General features: G+C 51.9%; 20 protein-coding genes. 10 read left to right on the top strand and 10 right to left on the bottom strand.

Annotated features, from left to right (window positions below; translation table 11 throughout):
* Positions 1 to 50 precede the first annotated feature (50 nt).
* Positions 51 to 374 (bottom strand): c-type cytochrome, encoded by a 324-nt coding sequence (locus tag SYK_RS13300; protein WP_281760761.1) that lies wholly within the window; start codon positions 372 to 374, stop codon positions 51 to 53.
* A gap of 252 nt (positions 375 to 626) precedes the next feature.
* Here SYK_RS13300 and SYK_RS13295 point away from each other — a divergent pair, with 252 nt between their 5' ends.
* Entirely contained in the window at positions 627 to 1,136 is a 510-nt protein-coding gene (locus SYK_RS13295) for a FecR family protein (RefSeq protein ID WP_281760760.1), read from the top strand.
* Positions 1,137 to 1,145: 9 nt separating this feature from the next.
* Positions 1,146 to 1,718: an OmpA family protein gene (locus tag SYK_RS13290; RefSeq protein WP_281760759.1), complete on the top strand. Its 573-nt coding sequence runs from the start codon at positions 1,146 to 1,148 to the stop codon at positions 1,716 to 1,718.
* Positions 1,719 to 1,724: 6 nt separating this feature from the next.
* Here the strand turns inward: SYK_RS13290 and SYK_RS13285 are convergent, their stop codons facing one another.
* The 3 genes from SYK_RS13285 to SYK_RS13275 all read right to left on the bottom strand — a co-directional run bounded on the left by SYK_RS13285 (position 1,725) and on the right by SYK_RS13275 (position 5,718).
* Positions 1,725 to 2,450 (bottom strand): metallophosphoesterase family protein, encoded by a 726-nt coding sequence (locus SYK_RS13285; protein ID WP_281760758.1) that lies wholly within the window; start codon positions 2,448 to 2,450, stop codon positions 1,725 to 1,727.
* A 374-nt stretch (positions 2,451 to 2,824) separates the two neighbouring features.
* The gene (gene acs / locus SYK_RS13280) at positions 2,825 to 4,741 is read right to left on the bottom strand and encodes an acetate--CoA ligase (RefSeq protein WP_281760757.1); all 1,917 of its coding nucleotides are present in this window, start codon (positions 4,739 to 4,741) and stop codon (positions 2,825 to 2,827) included.
* Between the two features lie 104 nt (positions 4,742 to 4,845).
* The gene (locus SYK_RS13275; protein ID WP_281760756.1) at positions 4,846 to 5,718 is read right to left on the bottom strand and encodes a LytR/AlgR family response regulator transcription factor; all 873 of its coding nucleotides are present in this window, start codon (positions 5,716 to 5,718) and stop codon (positions 4,846 to 4,848) included.
* A 313-nt stretch (positions 5,719 to 6,031) separates the two neighbouring features.
* Here SYK_RS13275 and SYK_RS13270 point away from each other — a divergent pair, with 313 nt between their 5' ends.
* Entirely contained in the window at positions 6,032 to 7,381 is a 1,350-nt protein-coding gene (locus tag SYK_RS13270) for a TAXI family TRAP transporter solute-binding subunit (protein ID WP_281760755.1), read from the top strand.
* Positions 7,382 to 7,478: 97 nt separating this feature from the next.
* On the opposite strand, the gene SYK_RS13265 is transcribed toward SYK_RS13270, so the two are convergent.
* The 4 genes from SYK_RS13265 to SYK_RS13250 all read right to left on the bottom strand — a co-directional run bounded on the left by SYK_RS13265 (position 7,479) and on the right by SYK_RS13250 (position 12,617).
* Positions 7,479 to 8,903 carry an Lcl C-terminal domain-containing protein gene (locus SYK_RS13265; RefSeq protein ID WP_281760754.1) on the bottom strand — a complete coding sequence of 475 codons (1,425 nt, stop codon included), beginning with the start codon at positions 8,901 to 8,903 and terminating at the stop codon, positions 7,479 to 7,481.
* A 129-nt stretch (positions 8,904 to 9,032) separates the two neighbouring features.
* Entirely contained in the window at positions 9,033 to 10,121 is a 1,089-nt protein-coding gene (locus tag SYK_RS13260; protein ID WP_281760753.1) for a multiheme c-type cytochrome, read from the bottom strand.
* A 242-nt stretch (positions 10,122 to 10,363) separates the two neighbouring features.
* Positions 10,364 to 11,779, bottom strand: coding sequence for an NADPH-dependent glutamate synthase (gene gltA, locus SYK_RS13255; protein ID WP_281760752.1), 1,416 nt, complete (start codon positions 11,777 to 11,779; stop codon positions 10,364 to 10,366).
* The gene (locus tag SYK_RS13250) at positions 11,766 to 12,617 is read right to left on the bottom strand and encodes a sulfide/dihydroorotate dehydrogenase-like FAD/NAD-binding protein (RefSeq protein WP_281760751.1); all 852 of its coding nucleotides are present in this window, start codon (positions 12,615 to 12,617) and stop codon (positions 11,766 to 11,768) included. The genes gltA and SYK_RS13250 overlap by 14 nt, the downstream gene beginning before the upstream one ends.
* 309 nt (positions 12,618 to 12,926) lie before the next feature.
* On the opposite strand from SYK_RS13250, the gene SYK_RS13245 reads away from it, so the two are divergent.
* From SYK_RS13245 to SYK_RS13215, 7 genes are all read left to right on the top strand, one after another.
* Positions 12,927 to 13,343 (top strand): hypothetical protein, encoded by a 417-nt coding sequence (locus SYK_RS13245; RefSeq protein ID WP_281760750.1) that lies wholly within the window; start codon positions 12,927 to 12,929, stop codon positions 13,341 to 13,343.
* 45 nt (positions 13,344 to 13,388) lie between these two features.
* Positions 13,389 to 15,602 carry a DNA helicase RecQ gene (recQ, locus tag SYK_RS13240; protein ID WP_281760749.1) on the top strand — a complete coding sequence of 738 codons (2,214 nt, stop codon included), beginning with the start codon at positions 13,389 to 13,391 and terminating at the stop codon, positions 15,600 to 15,602.
* A gap of 80 nt (positions 15,603 to 15,682) precedes the next feature.
* Positions 15,683 to 18,169, top strand: a complete 2,487-nt coding sequence (locus SYK_RS13235) for a heavy metal translocating P-type ATPase (protein ID WP_281760748.1) — start codon at positions 15,683 to 15,685, stop codon at positions 18,167 to 18,169.
* An 89-nt stretch (positions 18,170 to 18,258) separates the two neighbouring features.
* Positions 18,259 to 18,690, top strand: a complete 432-nt coding sequence (locus tag SYK_RS13230) for a hypothetical protein (RefSeq protein WP_281760747.1) — start codon at positions 18,259 to 18,261, stop codon at positions 18,688 to 18,690.
* Between the two features lie 44 nt (positions 18,691 to 18,734).
* Entirely contained in the window at positions 18,735 to 18,932 is a 198-nt protein-coding gene (locus SYK_RS13225) for a heavy-metal-associated domain-containing protein (protein WP_281760746.1), read from the top strand.
* Position 18,933: 1 nt separating this feature from the next.
* Complete coding sequence (locus tag SYK_RS13220; protein ID WP_281760745.1) at positions 18,934 to 19,839, top strand: DMT family transporter; 906 nt, start codon at positions 18,934 to 18,936, stop codon at positions 19,837 to 19,839.
* 15 nt (positions 19,840 to 19,854) lie between these two features.
* Positions 19,855 to 20,499, top strand: a complete 645-nt coding sequence (locus SYK_RS13215; protein WP_281760744.1) for a cysteine hydrolase family protein — start codon at positions 19,855 to 19,857, stop codon at positions 20,497 to 20,499.
* A 20-nt stretch (positions 20,500 to 20,519) separates the two neighbouring features.
* Here the strand turns inward: SYK_RS13215 and SYK_RS13210 are convergent, their stop codons facing one another.
* Both SYK_RS13210 and mnmL read right to left on the bottom strand, forming a co-directional pair.
* Positions 20,520 to 20,804 (bottom strand): hypothetical protein, encoded by a 285-nt coding sequence (locus SYK_RS13210; protein ID WP_281760743.1) that lies wholly within the window; start codon positions 20,802 to 20,804, stop codon positions 20,520 to 20,522.
* Positions 20,801 to 21,787 carry a tRNA modification radical SAM protein MnmL/YtqA gene (mnmL, locus tag SYK_RS13205; RefSeq protein WP_281760742.1) on the bottom strand — a complete coding sequence of 329 codons (987 nt, stop codon included), beginning with the start codon at positions 21,785 to 21,787 and terminating at the stop codon, positions 20,801 to 20,803. The genes SYK_RS13210 and mnmL overlap by 4 nt, the downstream gene beginning before the upstream one ends.
* Between the last annotated feature and the right edge of the window lie 178 nt (positions 21,788 to 21,965).

Raw genomic sequence — 21,965 nt, 5'->3', positions numbered from 1 at the left:
CAATACACGCTGAAACTTCAGATGCCACCATGGGCACCGAGAACATCCAACTAGCTACACTTGGCCGGGGACGGAGAGTCCTTGGCAAAATCATGCAGATACGTGAAAATGTCGTTCAGATCTTTTTCAGAAGCCGACCAGTCGCCGGAACACTTGATCTTGCTTGTGTCCTTGAACGTGGCAGTCCATTCAGCCTGGGTGCGGTCTGCCGGACTCAAATCAGGAGCTTGAGCACCATTATGACAGGTGCGACAGTTTTTACGGTAAAGGAACTTACCCTTGCGAGCATTGCCGCCACCCATGGCAAAGGCCATGGAAACTGCAAAAATAGTAATCAGGGCCGTTGCAACAGCCAGAACGATTGTGCGGTTCATGTTTCCTCCAGAATAAAAGTGAGTTCATGGTTACAGTTGTGACACTCTCCCGCTTTACCGTGCGGGTGTTTTTACGAACATTATAACCTGACCCAATATGGGCTCTCTGATTCTCGTATACCCATACGGGGTATAGGTGTCAAGCCGCCTAGAATGATGAAAACCCAATAAAATTATCATGGCACTACTCAAATTTTAGAGTATAAGGCCCTATACGCCTAACAACATTTCACGTCTGACGCGGAGGTTCACATGATCGGCTCCACTTTTTTCCCGCACTACCGAATGCTGATCAAAGACGGTATTCGATTTTTTTTGCCACTTCTTCTCACCGTAGTTTTTTTCATTGTCGCGAGCACTATTTCCACCGCACAGGCTGCCGAAGAAGAACCCACTGTCGGCTCGGTAAAGACTGTGACCGGCACGGCCAATCTCAACCGCAACGGCCAATTGCTCATCGCTCATGTCGGTGATCATCTGTATAAAAATGACATACTTGTTACGGCCGACAACTCCTCCCTCGGCGTCATTTTTCGCGATGACACAATCTTGTCCCTCGGTTCCCGGTCGGAAGTATGTATTGATGAATTCATTTTCGATCCCGCGCACGACGACGTGTCCTTTGTGACCAGCGTCTCCAAAGGCACCGCCCAATTCATTTCCGGGCAGATCGCCAAAGTTGCCCCGGACAAAATGACTGTAGAGACTCCCCTTTCAACTATCGGAATCCGGGGCACCCGATTTCTCGTCAAGGTCGACTAGGAGCACACCATGAAAAAAATCACCTTGCTCATTTTCAGTTTATTGCTGTTGGTCGGATGCGGTCAAAAAGTTGTTCTTCTGCCTGATCTGGATGGACATGTCGGACAGGTTACCGTGACTGCCCATTCAGGCGAAACAGTGACTCTGAACCAAGCCAATCAGACTGTCAGCGGGAAAGATGACGTATATACAATGTCAGAAAGCGAAGTTCAGTCTGCCTTTTCAGAGGCATTGGCTGCCCAGCCGGAGCCGACTACGCGGTTCCTGCTGTACTTCTTCAGTGATTCAACCAAGCTCAAAGCTGAATCCGAAACGATGCTTTCTGAAATCATGGAAAGTTATCGGACGCGCTCATCCACCGACGTCTCAATAATCGGCCACACCGATACGGTCGGTGAAAAGCAATACAATTATGATCTTTCGCTCAGGCGGGCGCTCAGTATTAAAAAGAAACTTATGAAAGACGGAATGCCTGCGGATGTAATCCAGACCACATCCCACGGGGAAACCAATCCTCTGATCCCGACGCCGGATGGCAAGAGGGAACCCAAGAACAGACGTGTAGAGGTACTTGTCAGGTAGGTCGTATTACCAGAGGCGGTCACCAAAAGAGCAATGAAAGCCGTGTTCGCGTATGCGATCCACGGTTTTCTGGATGTCGTATTCGACAAAACGCATGGTCAAAAGGCGGGATTCAACATCAAAAAGCCCGTATTTGGCCCGATTGTCACCGTCTCGCGGCTGACCAACGGCTCCGATATTCACCAGATGCCGCATGTCGGGTTCAAGCGGGGTGTCCCCTTGGCAGAGAAGAAGCTTTTCAGATACCCCCCCTTGGTGAACATATCGAGTCAAATCGTGGGTATGACCCGCAAAACAGATATCTTCTGAATAATGGGCAAAGACTTCGCCCATGTTCTTTTCATGTTTCCACAGGTACTCGGCCACGACATCCGGCGGCGTGCCGTGGACAAACCGACACCCATATTCCACCATGCTCTTGGGGCGAGACACGAGCCATTGGTAAGTCTCTTCGGAAATCATCTCACGAGTCTTGCGCAAGGCATCCGCAGCAGGCTGGTTGAACCCTCGCAGATAATAAATATTAATCAGTCCCTGTTCATGGTTGCCCATGAGGCACTTGACCCCTCGTTCGCGAAGCAAATCTACACATTCCTGCGGCTGCGGCCCATATCCAATCTGGTCGCCCAGACAATACACCGCGTCCACTGCAAACCCATCAAGGTCCGCTAGCACTGCTTTCAATGCCTCAAAATTGGCATGAATATCCGACATGACGGCAATTCGACTCATGAAGCAACCCTATACTCTACAGTCCTTTACAGCAAGATGTGAGATTGCCTCCGGCGGTCGGGGGAAGGGGAGAGGGAAACCCTTTGAAAAGGGCTTTCCCTCTCCCCTTCCCCCGAACCCCCATCCCCTCTCCCTTCTTAAACTTTGTATGTCGCCTTCGGCGAGGTGGGAGGGTAAAAGACCATTCTTAAAATTCCAGTTTTATTCATGCAACACTCCCAAAGTCCCCTTCGAGTCATACCTTAACGAAGAGTCCCCGCGAAGCGGCACCAAAAAGTTTAGAAAAAGGATGGGATGGGGGTCTGGGGGAAGGGAAGGAAAAAACCTTTGAAAAGGTTTTTTCCTTCCCTTCCCCCAGCCGTCGGAGACAAATATTAATCTTCCTCAAGCCCGGTGAGGTCGCCTATTTCGTGACCGGATTCTTCGGCCTTGAGCACTCGGCGCATAATTTTGCCGGATCGGGTCTTGGGTAACTTATCACGGAACTCGATAGACTTGATCACGGCAACGGGACCAAGTTCGTTACGAATGGTCCGCTTAAGATCCTTGATAAGATCGTCGTCAGGATCAAAGTCGTCATTAATCTGGATGAATGCCTTGGCAGCCTCGCCCTTGATTTTGTCAGGCACACCTATAACAGCACATTCAGACACGGCACGATGCATACCAAAAGCGGCTTCAAGCTCGGCTGAACCTATGCGATGCCCGGCAATGTTGATGACATCATCGGCCCGACCCTGAATCCAAAAATACCCGTCCTCGTCCTTCTTGGCCACATCACCGGCATAATAAACACCGGGAATCTTTTCCCAACATTCCTTGAAAGCTTCGTCATCATTCCAATAGCCCGTCATCATGGCAGGCCACGGCTTGGTCACAACCAACAACCCACCTTTACCGGGAGGCACAGGGTTACCGTCACGATCCACGACATCACACTCCACGCCGGGAAGAGGTTTGGTCACGGAGCCGGGTTTGAGCAGGGATATCGGCATAGGCGCGATCATGAACATACCAGTCTCGGTCTGCCACCATGTGTCGAGCACCGGGCATTCGGAGCGTCCAATATTCTTGTAGAGCCACGTCCATGCTTCCGGGGATATTGGCTCACCCACGGAACCGAGAAGACGCAAGCTGGAAAGATCGTGCTGCTTGGGATACTGAGCACCAAACCGCATAAGCATACGAATCATGGTCGGCGCAGTGTAGAAAGTTGTCACCCCATATTTCGCCACAATGGACCAAAGCCTATCTGCCTGCGGATAGTTGGGATGACCTTCGTACATGACGGAGGTCGTGCCAGCCATAAGCGGCCCATAGACCCCGGCACTGTGTCCAGTGACCCAGCCCGGATCAGCGGTACACCAAAAAATATCTGTCGGCTTGATGTCGAACACCGTGGTCAGTGTCCGATTCACGCCCACCATATATCCCGCATGGGAATGGACAATCCCCTTGGGTTTGCCAGTGGTGCCGGAAGTGTACATCAGAAAAAGTGGATCATCCGCGTCCATGACCTCGGTGGGGGCCTCGTTGCGCTCCTGCCGAACAAGATCTTCGTATTGAAAATCACGACCATCCATCATGTCCACACTGAGATTACAGCGACGGACCACAACCATGGAATCAACACAGTCGGCACAAGCCCCGACCAGTGCTTCATCAGCGGTTTCCTTGAGATTGACGATCTGGCCGTTGCGATAAAATCCATCAGCAGTAATAAGCAGCTTTGCCTGTGCATCATTGATACGCTGACGTAATGCCTTGGCCGAAAATCCAGCAAACACAACAGAATGAATGGCCCCGATCTTGGCAGCGGCCAGCATGGCAACGATGGTTTCCGGGAGCGGCGGCATATAGATAACCACCCGATCGCCTTTGCGGATACCGAGTGAACGCAAAGCATTAGCGAACCTATTCACCTCACGATAGAGTTCGAAATAGGTATATTTCCGCTGATCACCGGGTTCACCTTCCCAGATCAGGGCAAGCTTGTTTTTGTTGGCTGTTTCGATATGCCGGTCGAGCGCATTGTAGACAATGTTGCATCGTGCGCCGGGAAACCAGCGATAGAATGGTGCGTCTTTGTCATCGAGCACCTGATCCCACTTCTTGAACCAATCGAGTTCGTCAGCAGCCTCCTCCCAGTAACCAAGGGAGTCCATGCGTGCGAATTTGTGCGCAGCCTCCAATTCCTGGGGATTGACGTTGGCCTCGATAACCAATTGCGGAAGGGGACGAAAAACGCGCTCTTCCTGCAACAAGCTGTCTACTGTTCCTGACTGGTCCATATTTCCTCCTCGCCGCAAAACGGTTCGGCGAGTCTCTTTCATATCAATTTATCCCGGCAACTCCCGCCTTATTCGGTCAGCGGTTGCCCGAGCACGTTAAACGGTTACAGCCCGATGATCTTCTTCAATTCAGCAATGCGCCGCCGACTGATCGGCAACTCAATGCGAGTCCGACCTGCCGTGCGCAACATGAAGTTGGAACCAGGCATGCTGGCAATTTCCGTGACCATGTCGAGATTCACCAAATACTTGCGGTGCACGCGGAAAAACCTGTGCGGTCCCAGCCGGTCTTCAAGATTCTTGAGACGGTGGGACGAAAGAAATTTTTGATTGGCCGTGTGGACGTAAGAATAATCCTCAAACGCCTCCACAAAAATAATCTGATCATACGGGATAAGAATGGTCCGCCCATCTTGACTCACGGCAAGCTTATCAATTTCCGGCCTGCGATTGGCGGTCTGATCCCATGCGGCCTTGAGTGCGGCCAGAAAGGAATCCTGCTCATCTTCGGGCAGAGGCAACTTGACAGTCTGCTCGTTACCTTCATCCGGGACGTCATCCGCCTCATCCATGCGCGGCTCTGGTGGCGGCACTTCACGAAACCGAGTCTTGAACGTCTGGAGACGATCCATTGTCCGGGCCATGCGGCCAGGAGCAGGAGGCCAAAGTAGATAATCCGTGGCCCCCAACTCAAAGGCGGAATAAGCCTGCCCTTCGGAATCCGAAATAAACACCAATGCGGGCTTATTCTTGCGCCCACCAAGCATCTGGGCCATCTCAATACCACTGGCTCCGCCCGGCAGATCAATGCCGAGAAAAAACACGCCATATGGAATGGATTCGAGCATTTCCATGGCTTCGAAAGCTGTCACAGCCTCGCCGAGCACCTGAATGAACGGGACCTCATCCAAAACATCACGCAGTGCTGTGCGGACTTCCGGGTCAGGGTGAATGAGGAGAGTTTTCAGCTTGGGCATGAGATGGTGTTGGCCTTTGTTGCAATGAATTAAGTTTGGTGATTCACCAATAGCACTACCCATAAATGTGTTGTTTCGCAAGGTTGAGGTGGTTTATTTTGTATAATGGACATGAAGAAGCCGAGGTTTCAATCCCCGATGGGGAGAACCATTGTTGAGGCAAAAAAAACAGGACGCCATAAAGACGATACCTTTGTAATAATGACGAATGAATCCCTACTGCGAAGCACGCAACGCCTCTCCATAAAGACATCCACCCCGAAACATAAAGAGACTTGTCTCCTCTTCATGATTTCTTTACATTCATTCAATCATGAAAAATCCATACCTCGCCAAATTCATAAAGATGCTCAAGTCCCACCTGCTCATGTCAGTCATTATTTATGGTCTGGCCGCAGGAGTTCTGGCCGGCGCCCTCTGGTTCGCCTTCCAATTCGTAGACCCACTACCGCCAAGCAAAGTGACCATTGTTTCAGGTGGCCCTGGCGGCGCCTACCATGGATATGCCAAGCAATATGCAGCGTTCTTCGCCAAACACGGGTATGAACTGGAAATCATCCAAACCAACGGCTCCATGGACAATCTGGCACGCATCAGCGACCCGGAAATCGATGTACAGGCCGCGCTCATGCAGGGCGGCATCACCACCCCAGAGGAACATCCGACCCTACAAAGTCTGGGCAGCCTCTATTACGAACCCGTCTGGCTGTTCCATAAAAAACACTTCAAAATAAAAACGTTGGCTGACCTCAAGGGCCACACCATCGCAGTCGGCACCAAAGGCAGCGGGACCAATCATCTGGTGACCACCCTTTTGGATGAAAATGAAGTCACAATCGAAGACGCAAAATTGGTGGAAGCCGGAGCTTCGGCAGCTATCCCCTTGTTGATGAAAGGCAAAATAGATGCGCTGGTGACCATTGCCGGAATTGATTCAAAAGCTGTGAATGAACTCATTCATGCCAGAAAAAAGATTGCGCTGTATTCCTTCCAACGAGCCGAAACTTATGCTCGTACCCATCACTATTTAAAAAAACTGACACTGCCTCAAGGCGGCATTGATCTGGTAGAGAATCTGCCAAGCAAGGACATCTCGCTACTCGCCCCCTCGGCGAACTTGGTAGTGCGGGAAGACCTGCATCCAGCCATCAAATATCTGTTCCTGCTGGCCGCTGACTCAGTCCATTCCAAAGGAGACATGTTTGCTCGGCCTGACACGTTCCCGAACGATGAATCCGTACTTTTCCCGCTCAGCAGCGAAGCCGTGAATTTCTATAAATCCGGCCCTCCGTTCCTCATGCGATATCTCCCGTTCCAGCTCGCCATAACTGTGGAAAGACTGAAAATCCTGCTTATCCCTTTGCTGACACTGCTCTTCCCGCTATTCAAGATCACGCCACCAGCGTACCGTTGGCAGATCAGACGCCGTATTTTCAAGTGGTACAAGCATCTTAAGAAGCTGGATATGGAAGCGTATGAAATGAAAAACACTGAGGATGCCCAAAAAATGCTTGCCCAATTGGAACGCATGGACCGCAAGGTTCTGGAAACCTCGGTTCCACTCTCGTACACGGATTACATCTATTCCCTACGTCTCCACATTCGGATGATTGAAGATCGTCTGAAAAAGGTCATCGAAGAAGATACAGACGCTTCAGCCTAACATCGCATTCCAAACAAAAAGTACGGCGCACCATGAAATCATGGTGCGCCGTTTTCTGCCTCAAAACTGGGAGGGTGTTGAGTCAGGGGAATTCAATTTACTGCCGAGACCGCCTGCCACCACCTTTCCTGGGCACACACACTATTCCTTCATCTGTATCCACACAGATGCCAGAAACAGTACCTCTTGGAGTCTGAACCGAACATCTGCTCCCAGATGATTTGCTGTTACATGCGTCGAAAGCCTCTTGCGGTACACCGCCTCGTCGGCTTTGGCCCTTGCCCTTGGGTTGATTTGGGTCGCCGCCTGCCCCTCCCTTCCACTCAGGGATACGGTCGTTTGACGGCTCGTAATATTCCACGTCTCCACCGGACACACAAAGAACATAATTATTGATACGGATGTCATCCCCCTGCGGACCGTGACCCTGCGAATAGCGTGACGGATCACCGGCCTTGGGATCGCTACGCTGTGCTCCGGCCCCGTGCACATCCATCAGTTCCTTGGTTGCACTGGACCTCGGCGGTGCAAAGTACCCCATGGCGCGTCCGAATGCGACATACGCCGCATGACTGGGCTTTGGCCCGTCCAAATGTGTGGTGGAAGACCAAAAATAGGATTCCACCTCTGTCACACCAAATATCGGATCAATTGCTGCTGAACCTGTTGCGGTAGGACTGCGCGAATAATCAACGATAGACTGCAACTCCTTGATGTTGGGCAGTCGCCAGTCATTACGTCCTGCGAAGGTTAAATCCTCGCAATAAGACAAAGCCTGTTCCCAATTACGAGTCTTGCCGTCGTCAATTTTCTGCCAGACCAATCCTGTGGCCTTATCCGAAATAGTTTCATTTCCATTGTCCACAAAATCATTCCTGCCATAATCGGAATTGCCACGCACATAACGAATATATTTGTCATGGCGAGTGCCACGATCCATGGTCGGATATCCCTTGATACGCCCATCCGCAAAGTTGACACCAAAGGCGGTCCGGCTACCACCCATAGTCGTCCCCTTATAAAGAGTTGCCGACCAATCCTGACAGTCGATGATACGAGCACCGGCTCGGGTGTTACCCCATGAAAAATCAAAATATCGAGTATCAATAAAAGCGACGGAATCCTGCGTCTTCCCTTGAACCCATCCATTGAAATCCATAAGAGAATAGAGTTCTTTGATGGTAGGAGCACGCCAATCGTCATGCCCACCAACTCGACAAACCTGCGCACCATTCACGGCAGTCCGCCAACTCAATTTGTATCCTCGAGCCTTGACCCACATCAGTCCGGTCACAAGGTCGGACACGGTTCCATCACCATTGTCACGGTAGCGGGCCACGTTCCCTTTATACTGAGAGTCCTGCCCGTTGAAGGAATCACCCTGTTGCGGACATTTGGCCTGACTCTGATTGTCAAAACAGCCGTTCTGCCCCGTGTCCACAATGGGATAGGAGCCGCCAAAAGCCGGTCCATTCAAAGCAAACAGGCACAACAACGCACTCAAAACTCCGATACGAATCATAAAGGTCTCCTGTCTTACTATTATCGTTCGAAGCGCAGTAGAAGTTACGTCAGGCCAACAAAAAAACCGCCAGACCGATAATTCAATCTGGCGGTGGAAGGTTAAAACCGCGAACAACACGCGTTGTCTTTACTTCTTCTCTTTCTTTTGCTGTATGTTTTTTTTCAAGGCCATGGTTTCGCGCTTGAAATGAATAAAATCAAGGAGCACGCCTTCCGGGTTCTGATGAAAGGCGTTGATATACATTCCCATGCGCTGTGCATGCATTTTATCCCGTATCAGCCAGAAGTATTCCTTCTGGTTCAACTCCCCCATGGCTTTCAATTCATCGGCTGCAAAAATTAATCCTGACGCCATCTTGTTGGCCTGAGTAACGACTTTGTCACCTTCTTCCAAATGACCTTTGGCATGGGAGCGACTGTGACAATCGGCGCAAATATCAAGCATGGCTTCACGACGTTCGTTCCATTGGGCCATATCCGGACGAAAGCTATCCGGCGCAAGCACAGGGCCAAGCATGGATAATGATTTCTTGACTTTCTTTTGAATGGCGGCCTGTTTCTTATCAGGCTCCTCACCTCGAATACCAAAGAAACCCCAGCTGGTTTTCACCATGTGATCGCCTTTCGACATATGACATGTCGCACATGTGGGAACGGCATCATCAAGCCCGCGCGACTTATATAGCGCACCATGTTTTGAGAATCCGTAGGCTTCATATTGAGGATGGTTACCCATATGGCACGGGAGACATGCCTCCGGCTTACGGGCTTCTTCTGCCGAAAAACGATGCCGGGAATGACACGCATCACATTGTCCACCACCCTTGCATATTTCTTGATGACACGTTGCACAGGCGCGTCTGAAAACGACCGGAGCCTGTTTGTTCACCTTCTTGCCCATGGGTGGAATACTGAGAGCTTCCTCAGCTCTTGCGTGTTTGCCAAGCATGAATTGACTGGCTTGCTTTTCATGGCATTTGGAACATTGTTTGATTGTCGGCAGTACGGATTTTTCCACATTCGTCGGTCCATCGTGTTCCGTGCCGTGGCAATCCTCACACCCCATACCTTTTTTGGCCATAGCCGAGGATTCCCAATCCACAACCAATTTCGGATTGTCTTTACCATGACAATCAATGCAGCTTTCCTTTGCTGCATGGGCCTGTACGACACAAACGCACAGTACTCCCACTGCCAACAACATTCTAAATTTCATACACATCCTCCATCAACCGTTGAAAATGATACCGTTGCAAACTTGAGCTTTCATAAATGAAAATGAAAGTCGTTATCGCTAATAGTTTGGAGGTATCTTCTTGTCAAGATGGAATAAAAGTATACCTATCTGCTCTATTTTATACTTACGAATACATTCCACGGCCCACTTTCACTCCAACAAAAAAAGCCGCCAGACCGATACTTCGGTCTGGCGGCTCATACGCGAAATTAGCTAATCGCTTACAACAATCTGCTCGCAATAATCTTGGCTGCACGTCGCCCTGCGCCCATGGCCGAAATGACCGTGGCCGCGCCAGTAACGATATCACCACCAGCAAAGACATTGGGGATGGAAGTTTCACCGGTTTCGGCATCAGCCTCAATGTAACCCCACTTGTTTAGGGCAAGGTCGGGAGTCGCTTCCAGCAAGATCGGGTTCGGACGAGTGCCCACGGCGATAATAGCCATATCGCAGGGCAACTGTTCAGTCGCTCCCTCAATGCAGACCGGGGAACAACGACCGGAATCATCAGGTTCACCGAGCTCCATCTTCTGCACGGTCATGGCCTTGAGCCGTCCCTGATTGTCGCCATGGAAAGAGACTGGGCCACACAAACAGCGAAGCTGGATGCCTTCCTCGATAGCATGTTCAATTTCTTCACGACGGGCAGGCATTTCGTCCTCGGACCGTCGGTAGACAATGGATACTTCTTCAGCTCCCATGCGCAAAGCGGTCCGGGCCGCGTCCATGGCCACGTTACCTGCGCCAAGCACAGCCACACGCCGCGCATTGTAGGCCGGGGTGTCATAGTTGGGGAAATCATAAGCCCGACCGAGGTTGACGCGAGTCAGGTACTCGTTGGCCGAAAATACGCCGACAAGATTTTCGCCCGGGACGTTCAGAAAGCGTGGCAGACCGGCCCCCACACCGATGAAAATGGAGTTGTAGCCTTCTTCAAACAAATCCTGAATGGTGATGGTCTTGCCACCCACCCAGTTGGTACGGAAGGTAACACCGAGTTCACGCAAGCCGTCCAATTCACGACCTACTACTGACTTGGGCAGACGAAATTCTGGGATGCCGTAAATAAGCACACCACCCGGCTCATGCAGTGCCTCAAAGACATCCACCTTGATACCACGTCCAGCCAGATACCCAGCCACGGTCAGAGAAGACGGTCCCGCACCGATGCAGGCAACCTTAAGGTCCTCGCGCTCCAAGGCGCAGGTGGACAAATCAGTCACTTCCTCACAGGCAGATTCTGCGGCATACGTGTCGGCCACGTACCGCTCCAACCGCCCAATAGCCACTGGCTCATATTTCTTGCCGAGAATGCACTTACCTTCACACTGGGTCTCTTGCGGACAGACTCGACCGCAGACCGCAGGCAAGGAGTTGGTCTTGCGAATAATGCCATAGGCACCACTAAGGTCATCATCCACCAGATGGGCAATAAAACCCTTGATATCGATATTGACCGGACAACCTTCCTGACAGAGCGGTTTTTTGCATTGCAGACACCGCCCGGCTTCAATGAGGGCCTGTTCACGAGAATAACCAAGGGCTACTTCGTCAAAATTCTTCCCGCGCTGAATCGGGTCCTGATGCGGCATGGGTGTCCGAGCGCAGACTGTCTTCTTCTTATTTTCCGCCATTGCACTGGCACTCCCTGCTAAACAGTTCCATGGATTCCCCTTCCTGTTCCTTGAACTGCCACAAACGTGTTTTCAATTCAGCAAAATCAACCTCATGACCATCAAACTCCGGGCCATCCACACAGGCGAACTGTGTTTTGCCACCCACGGAACAACGACAGGCTCCACACATACCAATGCCATCCACCATGATGGAGTTGAGGGATACGGTAGTTTTGGTGCCAAAGGGTTTGGTTACGTTGCAAACCGCTTCCATCATGGGAACCGGACCAATAGCGACCACTTCGGCTACGTCATCTTCGGTTTCAAGGATATCCTTCAGAACCTCGGTGACAAATCCCTTGTGGCCTTCACTGCCATCATCCGTGGCAATGCGAACCTCGGGGCAGAACGAAGAAAGTTCGGAGCAAAAGAGAAGTAGGTTCTTGGAACGTGCGCCAATAATGGCGATAACGCGGTTTCCGGCTGCAGCGTGTCCCTTAGCAATATGGTGCATGGCCGCAATACCAGTGCCGCCACCAACACAAACAACAGTCCCGGACTTTTCGATATGTGTAGGCTTGCCGAGTGGGCCGCACACATCCATAAGCACATCACCCTGATTAAGCGTATTCATCTCGGCAGTGGTTTTGCCCACTACAAGATAAACAATGGTAATTGTGCCATTTCCCTTATCGCAATCCGCAATGGTCAACGGAATACGCTCGCCGTGTTCGGTGGTCCGAAGCATAACGAAATTTCCGGGCTTGGCTTTTTTGGCGACCTGGGGCGCATCAATAACCATCAGGGTGGTCTGTCCCGGGATCAGCTCTTCTTTGACTAAAATCTCGTAACCCATCTCAAATTTTCTCGCGTGTTGAAGTGACTCTCTGTATCCCTCGCCAAAGCCCGAATGGTATTCGGTGACAGGGTCTTTGCTAGTAGCCCCTTATGGACGGGGTTGTCAAAAATCAACCAAATGATTATAGTAATAGTTCGAATGACTGAGTGAAGTTTGCCAACTCCCACGGATGGGAAGCGGAAAACCACGGGTCCCTCTGGATTGAGCGTGACGAAAGTCACAGGGATGGCCGGGCTGCGATGGGAATCGCCACGGCCTTTTTTTGTACACAAAAAAAGGCTGGCAACCAAGTCGTAGGAGACGATCGTGCGCATCACAGGCCACGCATCAGAACAGTACCGCAAAACATCGGACCTTGCTGACAAGCGGCCCGTAAAAAAGCAGGTACAACCACAGGCAACGACGAAAACCACGTCTTTCGGTTTTCGCCTGGGTAAGTTCGGCCTGGACTATCAGCAGGAAGAAACAGTCTTCGATCCGTCCCTGTCACGTGACGTTCGTCAACAAAATCAAAAAGCCCGAGCCTTTGAGACTGAAGCCGAAGTAGAAAACCTGCGTGCCAAAGTCGGCGCGGATGGCGCATACTACCGCGAACGGCACCCCGAGACAGTTTCCACCGAGACACCGCCCAAGAGCCGTATCAAGGCCGCACTTTCAGCCTACGCCAAAAGCACAGCACAAATTCTACCGCCACCTGGCGCCATGCTGGCGAGTGTGGTTTAGGCTTTTCATTGCCTTGAGCGACCCTTTGCCATAGTCTCGCTCCCCATGTCCTCCCCTACATCTTCCCCCATATCGTCGCCTCGCGAAATACTTTCTTCCGTCTTCGGATTCACCGACTTTATCGGGTTGCAGGAGCCAATCATCGACAACGCCATGCGCGGCGGCGATTCATTGGTACTCATGCCCACAGGCGGCGGCAAATCGCTGTGTTACCAGATTCCGGCCATGCTACGTGACGGGGTAGGAATCTGTGTCTCCCCGCTCATCGCACTCATGCAAGATCAGGTACAAGGACTGACGCAGATGGGAGTGCGTGCGGCCTGTCTCAACTCATCCCTTGATCCGAACACGGCCTACGACATCGAACAAATGCTCGTAAACGGCCAGCTCGACCTGCTTTATGTAGCCCCGGAACGGCTCTGCAAACCAGGCTTCCTTGACATGTTGTCCCGGTGCAACCCGTGCCTGTTCGCCATTGATGAAGCGCATTGCGTATCCCAGTGGGGGCACGATTTCCGGCCAGAATATATGCAGTTGTCCGTCATCAAGGAACGGTTCCCAAACGTGCCGCGTCTGGCCTTGACCGCTACCGCAGACGAACCGACGCAGGCGGATATCATCCGCAATTTGCAACTGGAACAAGCGCAAGTATTTGCCACCGGATTCGACCGACCCAATATCACATATACAGTGGTGCCCAAAAAAAACGCCACGTCCATGCTCAAGCGATTCATTGAGGAAAACCACCCCAATGACGCAGGCATTGTCTATCGTTTAAGCCGTAAGAAAGTGGATAAAACCGCAGAATTTCTTCAAAAGAACGGTTTCACCGCCCTGCCGTACCACGCCGGGATGTCTGCCCAAGATCGTGCCCACAATCAGAACCGATTCATGCGCGAGGAAGGCGTCATCATGGTAGCGACAGTCGCCTTTGGCATGGGCGTGGACAAACCCAACGTACGGTTTGTCTGCCACCTTGAACCACCCAAATCCCTGGAAGCATACCACCAGGAAACAGGGCGTGGGGGACGCGACGGATTACCCGCCTCGGCGTGGATGTGTTTCGGCATGCAGGATATCGCCGTATTGCGTTCCATGATCGATTCAGGTGAAGCCGCCGGGACACGGAAAATGGTCGAACACGCCAAACTCGGCTCTCTGTTCGCCTTTCTGGAAACCGCAACCTGCCGCCGTCAGGCCCTGCTCGCCTACTTCGGTGAACATATCGAGCCCTGCGGCAACTGCGACAACTGCCTGAATCCTGTAGAGACTTGGGACGGCACCGAGGCCGCACAAAAGGCGCTCTCCAACATATTTCGCACCGAACAACGCTTCGGCGTCAACTACCTGTCGCAAGTGCTTGTTGGTAAGGGAAACGACCGCATCACACGATTCGGGCATAACCGCGTGTCCACCTTCGGCATCGGCACAGAGATGAATCAGGAACAATGGAAATCCGTGTACCGCCAATTGCTGGCGAGTGGGCTTGTGTCCGTGGACCTTGAACGGTTCAATGCATTGGCCCTGAACGAACATTCATGGCCCGTGCTCAAGGGAGAAAAGGAAGTCCGGCTCCGCACCGACCCGGTCCTGCCTCGCAAGTCCAAGAAGAAAAAGCGTGTGGTCATGGCCGAGGACATTCTCAACACATGGGAAGCCGAAGCCCTGTTCGATGCATTGCGCGACCTGCGCCTCAAAGTGGCCGAAGAACAAGGTGCGCCGCCCTATGCTATTTTCCCGGACAAGACGCTTCTGGAATTCGTGCAATATCGCCCACAGGACCTCGACGAAATTGGCCTCATGTCAGGCGTTGGTCAGGTTAAACTCGACCGATTCGGCGAACGGTTCCTGTCCGGCCTCAAAAGGCATGAGAAAGAGCATGGCCGCCCAGCCAACGTCGCAGAAATCCCGGAAGAGCGATTTGAACAGCGAGAAAAGAAAAAAGCGAAAAAAAACGAATTTTCCAATACGGCGCAGACATCTCTCGACCTGTTCTTGAAACACCGCGATATCGATCAGGTGGCCAAAGAACGCAGCCTTAAACCCACTTCCATATGGCGACATCTCATACAAGCCGTGGATTTTGGCAAGATTGATTACCGTACGGTTATCGATTTGCCCGACGAAGAAATCGAAAACATTCGACTTTCCATCAAGGCCTTTGAAAAACAGGGAATCACGTCTCTGACTCCAGTCTTTGAATCACTGGATAAACAATATCCTTATGATCTTCTCAGACTTGTCAGAACGGCCAAGTAAACGGAATTAATATTCCCTCTTGCCAAATTCTCTTTCAATGCGCACTATGTGCACCAACTCATTGAGAAGGATTATCAACGATGAAAAAGACTCTGGTACAGATTAATGGAATGCATTGCGCGGCCTGCTCCGGACGCGTTGAACGCGTTGTTGGTGATATGGACGGCGTGGAATCAGCAAACGTCAACTTGGCTACTGAGACCATGGACCTGACATTCGACCCCGAGGTTGTGACTGCCAAAACCATCGGCGAACGCGTCAAGGACCTCGGCTTTGAGGCCGTTTTCCCTGTGGAAGGCGGATTGACCAATCTCAACCTCGCACTGGGCGGCATGCATTGCGCAGCATGCTCCGGGCGTATAGAACGCGTTATAGGCAATCTTCCCGGTGTAGACATCGCGGCCGTAAATCTGGCTGCCGAGACTGGTTCTTTCTCATTTGACTCCACACAAATTTCCCGCCGAGACATCAGGCAGGCCATTACAGACGCCGGATTCTCTTCGGAAGTCCAGTCCGACACCACGACTCTTTTCGAATCCCGTCGTAAAAAGGCCGAAGAAAGGCTCGCCACCCAAAAACGCGCACTCATCCCGGCCTTTCTGTTCGCTCTGCCGTTGCTAATCCTGTCCATGGGCCACATGTGGGGAATGCCGCTCCCACAATTTCTTGACCCCATGCAGTCGCCGCTCAATTTTGCGCTGGCACAACTGCTACTGACCCTCCCCGTGGTCTGGTCTGGTCGAAACTTCTATCTCCAAGGCATCCCGGCCCTGTTGCGTGGCGGCCCAAACATGGATTCGCTCGTAGCCATGGGCACAGGTGCGGCCTTCCTGTATTCCTTATGGAACACTATCGCTATTGCCAGCTCCATCGGTGACGTCCACATGCACGCCATGGACCTCTATTATGAATCAGCCGCAGTGTTGATCGCCATGATTTCCATGGGCAAATATTTTGAAGCCCACTCAAAACTCAAGACATCCGATGCCATTCGTGCGCTCATGCAGTTGACCCCGGACACAGCCACCCTGCTGGTTGATGGCGAACAATCATCCATCGCAGTCGAAGAAGTGGAAGCCGGAGACCTGCTCCTGATCAAACCGGGAGAACGTATTCCGGTAGACGGAATAGTCGCTGACGGGAAATCTTCAGTGGATGAATCCATGCTTACTGGTGAACCCATGCCCGTAGGCAAAAACATCGGCGACACTGTGGCCGGAGGCACGCTCAACACCCACGGCGCATTGACCATGGAAGTCCAACGCGTGGGGGCAGACACCGTGTTGGCGCGTATCATCAAACTCGTACAGGAAGCACAGGGGTCCAAAGCACCCATTGCCAATCTCGCGGACACCATCAGTTTCTATTTTGTACCAACAGTTATGCTCATAGCTCTGCTGGCTGGCTTGGCTTGGTACTTCATCGGCGGAGCTGACTTCCCGTTCAGCCTGCGTATTTTCGTGGCCGTCATGGTCATTGCGTGCCCATGCGCCATGGGATTGGCGACCCCGGTCGCTATTATGGTCGGCACCGGACGCGGCGCACAACTCGGTGTACTCATCAAATCCGGCCAAGCCTTGCAAGGTGCGGGCGACCTCGACACCGTGGTCTTCGACAAGACCGGGACCCTGACCCACGGTCGACCTGAACTGGCTGCCATCACCATGGTCCGTGGCACCATGGCCCAGACTGAAGCCATCTATCTGGCTGCAGCCGCAGAATCCCAATCCGAACACCCGCTGGCACAGGCTATTATCCGATATGCCAAGGACAAAGACCTCGAATATCCGACACCAAAAGCCTTTGAAACAATTCCGGGCAAAGGCATTAAGGCGACCATTGATTATCGAGAAATTCTCATTGGTAACTGGGCCTTCATGCAGGAACACGGCTGCAATTTCGGTGAAGATGGATTCGCAGAAGAAGCCGTAGGCCACTATGAAAAACAAGGTGCGACTGTTGTCTACTTCGCGTCCGAAAACAAACTCAACGCCCTGTTCGCCATTGCCGACGAGATGCGCGGTGAAACCCCTGAAGTTATCGCCAAGCTCAAAACCAATGGCTTGACCCCGGTCATGTTGACAGGCGACAGCGAAGTAAATGCCAAGGTCATTGCGGAACGGGCCGGAATCGACACCGTCATCGCTGGTGTCATGCCTGACCGCAAGGCCGAAGAAATCACCCGACTTCAGGCAGATGGACGTAAGGTCGCCATGGTGGGCGACGGCATCAATGACGCCCCGGCACTAGCACAAGCCGACATCGGCATCGCCATGGGATCAGGCATTGATGTGGCCGTGGAATCCGGCGATGTGGTGCTCATGAAATCCGACCTGCACGGCATATTGACCGCGCTCAAACTTTCACGGGCAACTATGACCAACATCAAGGAAAACCTTTTCTGGGCGTTCGCCTTCAATGTCATCGGCATCCCGGTGGCCGCAGGTGTATTGCATATCTTTGGCGGACCAACCCTGAATCCCATGATCGCAGGAACGGCCATGGCACTGAGTTCCGTGACCGTAGTATCCAACTCCTTACGGCTGAGATTCTTCAAGAGCGAATAAAGACATCACTTTTTTTATTTGCATATTCGGTTGCGTTATGTATGAACAAGTCCTTCTTTCGTACATAACGCAACCTTCTTGGAGCTTTCATGAAAAAGTCCGCACTTGTTCTTACTCTTTTGGCCGTCCTCTGCCTCTGTTCCTCTGTTTTTGCCGGTGACTGGAATCTGGCGGAACTCAAGACACAGGCTGCCAAGGCTATTCCCAATGGTCAGGAAATCGGTGCGGCTGCCGATAAAGACAGCGCGTTTGTCGGCATGCAGGCCAATGGACTGAACTATCAGTTTACGCTGGCTTCGGATCAGGAAAGCCAAATGCCCGATGCACAGGTATTGGAATACAAAGGGCACAAGGCTTTCTTCTTCGAACCCGGCATGCCCGGCTCCGGCGGTCTAATGATCTTGCTTGACTCCAAAAAAAGTCTCACTATCCTGTGCATGGCCGGTTTTGATTCGGACAAGGAAATCACGTCCGAAAACATGACCGCCATCGCCGATAAAATGAATCTCGGTGCGCTCTAAAGGCGACGCCGGATAATCATCACTATAAAAGAGGGAGTCATTTTATGCCCATCGTTAAAGTCAAAGGCATGAGCTGCCAACATTGCGTCAAATCCGTCACTGAAGCCATGGAAGCTTTGGGCGCGAAAAACATAAACATCGACTTGCTTTCAGGCGAAGTCACTTACTCCGAAGACGCTTCCATCTCACCCGAAGCCATTAAGGAGGCCATCACCAAGATCGGCTTCGAAGTGGTCAGTTAGGGTGACTCCAAGCAAAAGCTTCGGCTCACTTTGCGCTCTGTTGGCTACGCTCATTTGGTCAGGCAACTTCATCATTGCACGGGGGCTCGGCGACGTACTCCCACCCGTTACCTTGGCCGCCTTGCGCTGGTCCACGGCCACAATAGTACTGCTGCCTTTTGCTGCGCCCATCATCTGGCGTGAACGAGATCGTATCCGCAAGCATTGGCGCCACATGTTGATCTCCGCCATGTTCGGGGTCACAGTCTTCAACACGCTCATTTATCAGGCCGGCCACACCACCGAGGCCTTGAATCTGTCGCTCATCGCCACAACCACACCGGTATTCGTGGTCATCCTGTCACGGATATTCCTTGGTGAAGCAATAACCCGTTTTCGGGCTATGGGACTGGTAATTTCCATCACCGGCATCGTGATACTGGTCACACGAGGCCAGCTCCAAATCTTACGCGATCTTTCCTTCCATGTCGGGGATATTTGGATGTTGGGTGCGGGATTCCTTTGGGCAGTCTATTCCATCCTGCTCAAGAAAAAACCACAGGAAATCAATCCGTACGCTTACCTCGGCACGACCTTTTTCATCGGAGTGCTCCCTCTCATTGCGGGCGCATTAATCGAACAATCCATCGCGCCGCAATTCAACCTGACATCCACGGTCGTCGGCTCTGTCCTGTACATCGGCATCGGCGCATCACTCGTGTCCTATGCCCTCTGGACCAAGGCCGTTTCCATCATCGGCCCAACCGTGGCCTCATTTATCTATTATACTCTGCCTGTATTTTGCGCGGTGGAAGCCTATTTCATCCTGAATGAATCAGCCACCTGGGCTCACGGTGCAGGCTTCCTGCTCATCGTCAGCGGCATTGTCCTTGCCACACATCCTCGATTCAATCGACAAACTTCATAACCCTCCTTAACCACCATGCTCCAGCAAGACCCACACACCTGTCCGACCTTCGATTCCTGCGCCCTTATCGTCATTGATATGCAAAATGACTTTGTTCAGCCCGAAGGAACGGCTTCAAGACCCGAAGCCCTCGAAATCCTACCCCAGACCATAACGTTGATCGAAACCTTTCGAAAAGCCCACAAACATATTGCCCATGTCATGCGGCTTTACAATCAAAACGGACAGAAAGCAGAACCATGCCGTCGAGCACAGCTTGAAAACGGAACAGAATTCGTCATTCCCGACACATGGGGGGCACAAATAGCAGACGGACTCCTCCCGAAAGGAACTGTCATCGACCATGAAGTTCTACAATGGGGAACACCGATAAGCATTTCCGCAAAAGAGTGTGTTCTCTACAAACAAAGCTGGAGTGCCTTCTACAAGACGCAACTCGAATGGTACCTGCTGGAGGCTCCTGCCAAAACAGTGATTGTGACGGGGACATGGTTCGCCAACTGCGTTCGCCAGACCATATACGACGCAATGAGTTGCCACCTGCGCGTGGTAGCCGTGCACGACTGCATCGCCGGAATCACGGACAAGGACTGTGCTGATCTTGAAAAAGTAGGATGTTCAGTGCTGACGGCAAAAGAAATAGCCGCTCAATTAAAATAACCGTGAGAACCGGACTTTGATTAGACTTCGTATCGAAGCCAAAAAGGCTTACGAGCGTCGAGCACATTCATGCAGAATGCCCCTATGGCCGACACAAACAATGCGATAGAAAACACATGGTCCGGCGACAGTGTGTAGCCAAGAAAAAGGCCTGCCACAAAAAAAGAAAGACCAAGTTTTCCTAGCCGCCTTCGGATACAATAGATAGCCTTGCACCCTGTGCACACACTGGCACCGCCCGGAACCGTCGTCCCGCAAAAGGGACAGATCGTGTCACATGACAGACTGACGTGTTCATGTTTCATGAAAGCCGTCCTCTCTCAAAGTCTGGAGAAAACCACTCCGGAGGCCCGTCTTCGGCGCCATTTTTCTTACCCTGCCAGACATCATTTTTTTTAAAATACGCACGAATAGCGTTGTGCATGCCGCGCATGTTGGCGGCCCAGTCCGGGGCGAGCAGTTCTCCCTTTTGAGGATTCCCATTGAGGCGATGAATGACGATTTTAGGATCTAGATGCATGATTGCCTCAGACAGATTCTCCAAAAACTCGGCCTGCGTCATGGGCACATACTGTCCGCCTTCAAACCATCGCGCCAACTGCGTTCCCCGGCACACATACACGTTGTGAAACTTGATGCCATGAATCGGAAGCGCGTCGAGGTACTCGATGGTTGCCAAAAGCTCTTCCTGCCCCTCACGACCTTCCGAAGTCGGCAATCCAGCCATGACATGAGCCACAACGTTCAATCCACGCGCAACAGCGGCTTCCGTAGCCTCGGCAAAGACCGCAGCGTCATGCCCTCGATTGATATGAGTCAGCGTTGCGTTGTTTGAAGATTGCAGACCAAGCTCCAAAACGACCTCCGCCAGCCCCAACGCATCCTTTTGCTCGGCAAGAAGATCAAGCTTTTCCGCATCCAGACAGTCGGGACGTGTCCCAAGGGCAAGAGATTTCAAACCGGGCAGACCATCGAGCGCGGTTAATGTCTGTGCCAGCTTCTCCACCGGGCCGTAGGTGTTGGAATAGGATTGCAGGTAGGCTGTATAAAGTTCGATACCGTGTGTTCCCAGATGGATATCACGCCAGAAGGCCCATTGTTCAGTCAGAGACAACCCTCGTTCGCGCATGCCGGAACCGGAACCGAGAGGGTTGCAAAAAACACACCCCTGCCGAGAAATAGTTCCGTCGCGATTAGGACACGAGAATCCCGCGTCCAGAGGGATTTTCTGAACACGTTGTCCAAACCTTTGACGCATATATGTGGAAAGAGAAAAGGTACGATGCATCTTTTTTTTAGAAAAAGTTGAGAAAAATCCGTCAAACCGTGCCTAGCGTATTGCCTGACTGGGTTTCATTTGGTACGAATCTTCTGTTGAAAATGTACGCTAGCGCACTTGTCCTCTCTTGGGAAGCGCGCACCACACACAGGGATTTCATAAAAGTTTCGCATTGACCGGGGGATAC

The organism is Pseudodesulfovibrio nedwellii, assembly GCF_027923765.1.
Lineage (GTDB): Bacteria > Desulfobacterota > Desulfovibrionia > Desulfovibrionales > Desulfovibrionaceae > Pseudodesulfovibrio > Pseudodesulfovibrio nedwellii.
This window is presented reverse-complemented; position numbering and strand designations above follow the sequence as displayed.

Bases quoted from the DNA above. Each gene is read 5' to 3' on its own strand.
- SYK_RS13300 (WP_281760761.1), bottom strand. From the start codon at position 374: ATGAACCGCACAATCGTTCTGGCTGTTGCAACGGCCCTGATTACTATT.
- SYK_RS13295 (WP_281760760.1), top strand. From the start codon at position 627: ATGATCGGCTCCACTTTTTTCCCGCACTACCGAATGCTGATCAAAGAC.
- SYK_RS13290 (WP_281760759.1), top strand. From the start codon at position 1,146: ATGAAAAAAATCACCTTGCTCATTTTCAGTTTATTGCTGTTGGTCGGA.
- SYK_RS13285 (WP_281760758.1), bottom strand. From the start codon at position 2,450: ATGAGTCGAATTGCCGTCATGTCGGATATTCATGCCAATTTTGAGGCA.
- acs (WP_281760757.1), bottom strand. From the start codon at position 4,741: ATGGACCAGTCAGGAACAGTAGACAGCTTGTTGCAGGAAGAGCGCGTT.
- SYK_RS13275 (WP_281760756.1), bottom strand. From the start codon at position 5,718: ATGCCCAAGCTGAAAACTCTCCTCATTCACCCTGACCCGGAAGTCCGC.
- SYK_RS13270 (WP_281760755.1), top strand. From the start codon at position 6,032: ATGAAAAATCCATACCTCGCCAAATTCATAAAGATGCTCAAGTCCCAC.
- SYK_RS13265 (WP_281760754.1), bottom strand. From the start codon at position 8,903: ATGATTCGTATCGGAGTTTTGAGTGCGTTGTTGTGCCTGTTTGCTTTG.
- SYK_RS13260 (WP_281760753.1), bottom strand. From the start codon at position 10,121: ATGAAATTTAGAATGTTGTTGGCAGTGGGAGTACTGTGCGTTTGTGTC.
- gltA (WP_281760752.1), bottom strand. From the start codon at position 11,779: ATGGCGGAAAATAAGAAGAAGACAGTCTGCGCTCGGACACCCATGCCG.
- SYK_RS13250 (WP_281760751.1), bottom strand. From the start codon at position 12,617: ATGGGTTACGAGATTTTAGTCAAAGAAGAGCTGATCCCGGGACAGACC.
- recQ (WP_281760749.1), top strand. From the start codon at position 13,389: ATGTCCTCCCCTACATCTTCCCCCATATCGTCGCCTCGCGAAATACTT.
- SYK_RS13235 (WP_281760748.1), top strand. From the start codon at position 15,683: ATGAAAAAGACTCTGGTACAGATTAATGGAATGCATTGCGCGGCCTGC.
- SYK_RS13230 (WP_281760747.1), top strand. From the start codon at position 18,259: ATGAAAAAGTCCGCACTTGTTCTTACTCTTTTGGCCGTCCTCTGCCTC.
- SYK_RS13225 (WP_281760746.1), top strand. From the start codon at position 18,735: ATGCCCATCGTTAAAGTCAAAGGCATGAGCTGCCAACATTGCGTCAAA.
- SYK_RS13215 (WP_281760744.1), top strand. From the start codon at position 19,855: ATGCTCCAGCAAGACCCACACACCTGTCCGACCTTCGATTCCTGCGCC.
- SYK_RS13210 (WP_281760743.1), bottom strand. From the start codon at position 20,804: ATGAAACATGAACACGTCAGTCTGTCATGTGACACGATCTGTCCCTTT.
- mnmL (WP_281760742.1), bottom strand. From the start codon at position 21,787: ATGCATCGTACCTTTTCTCTTTCCACATATATGCGTCAAAGGTTTGGA.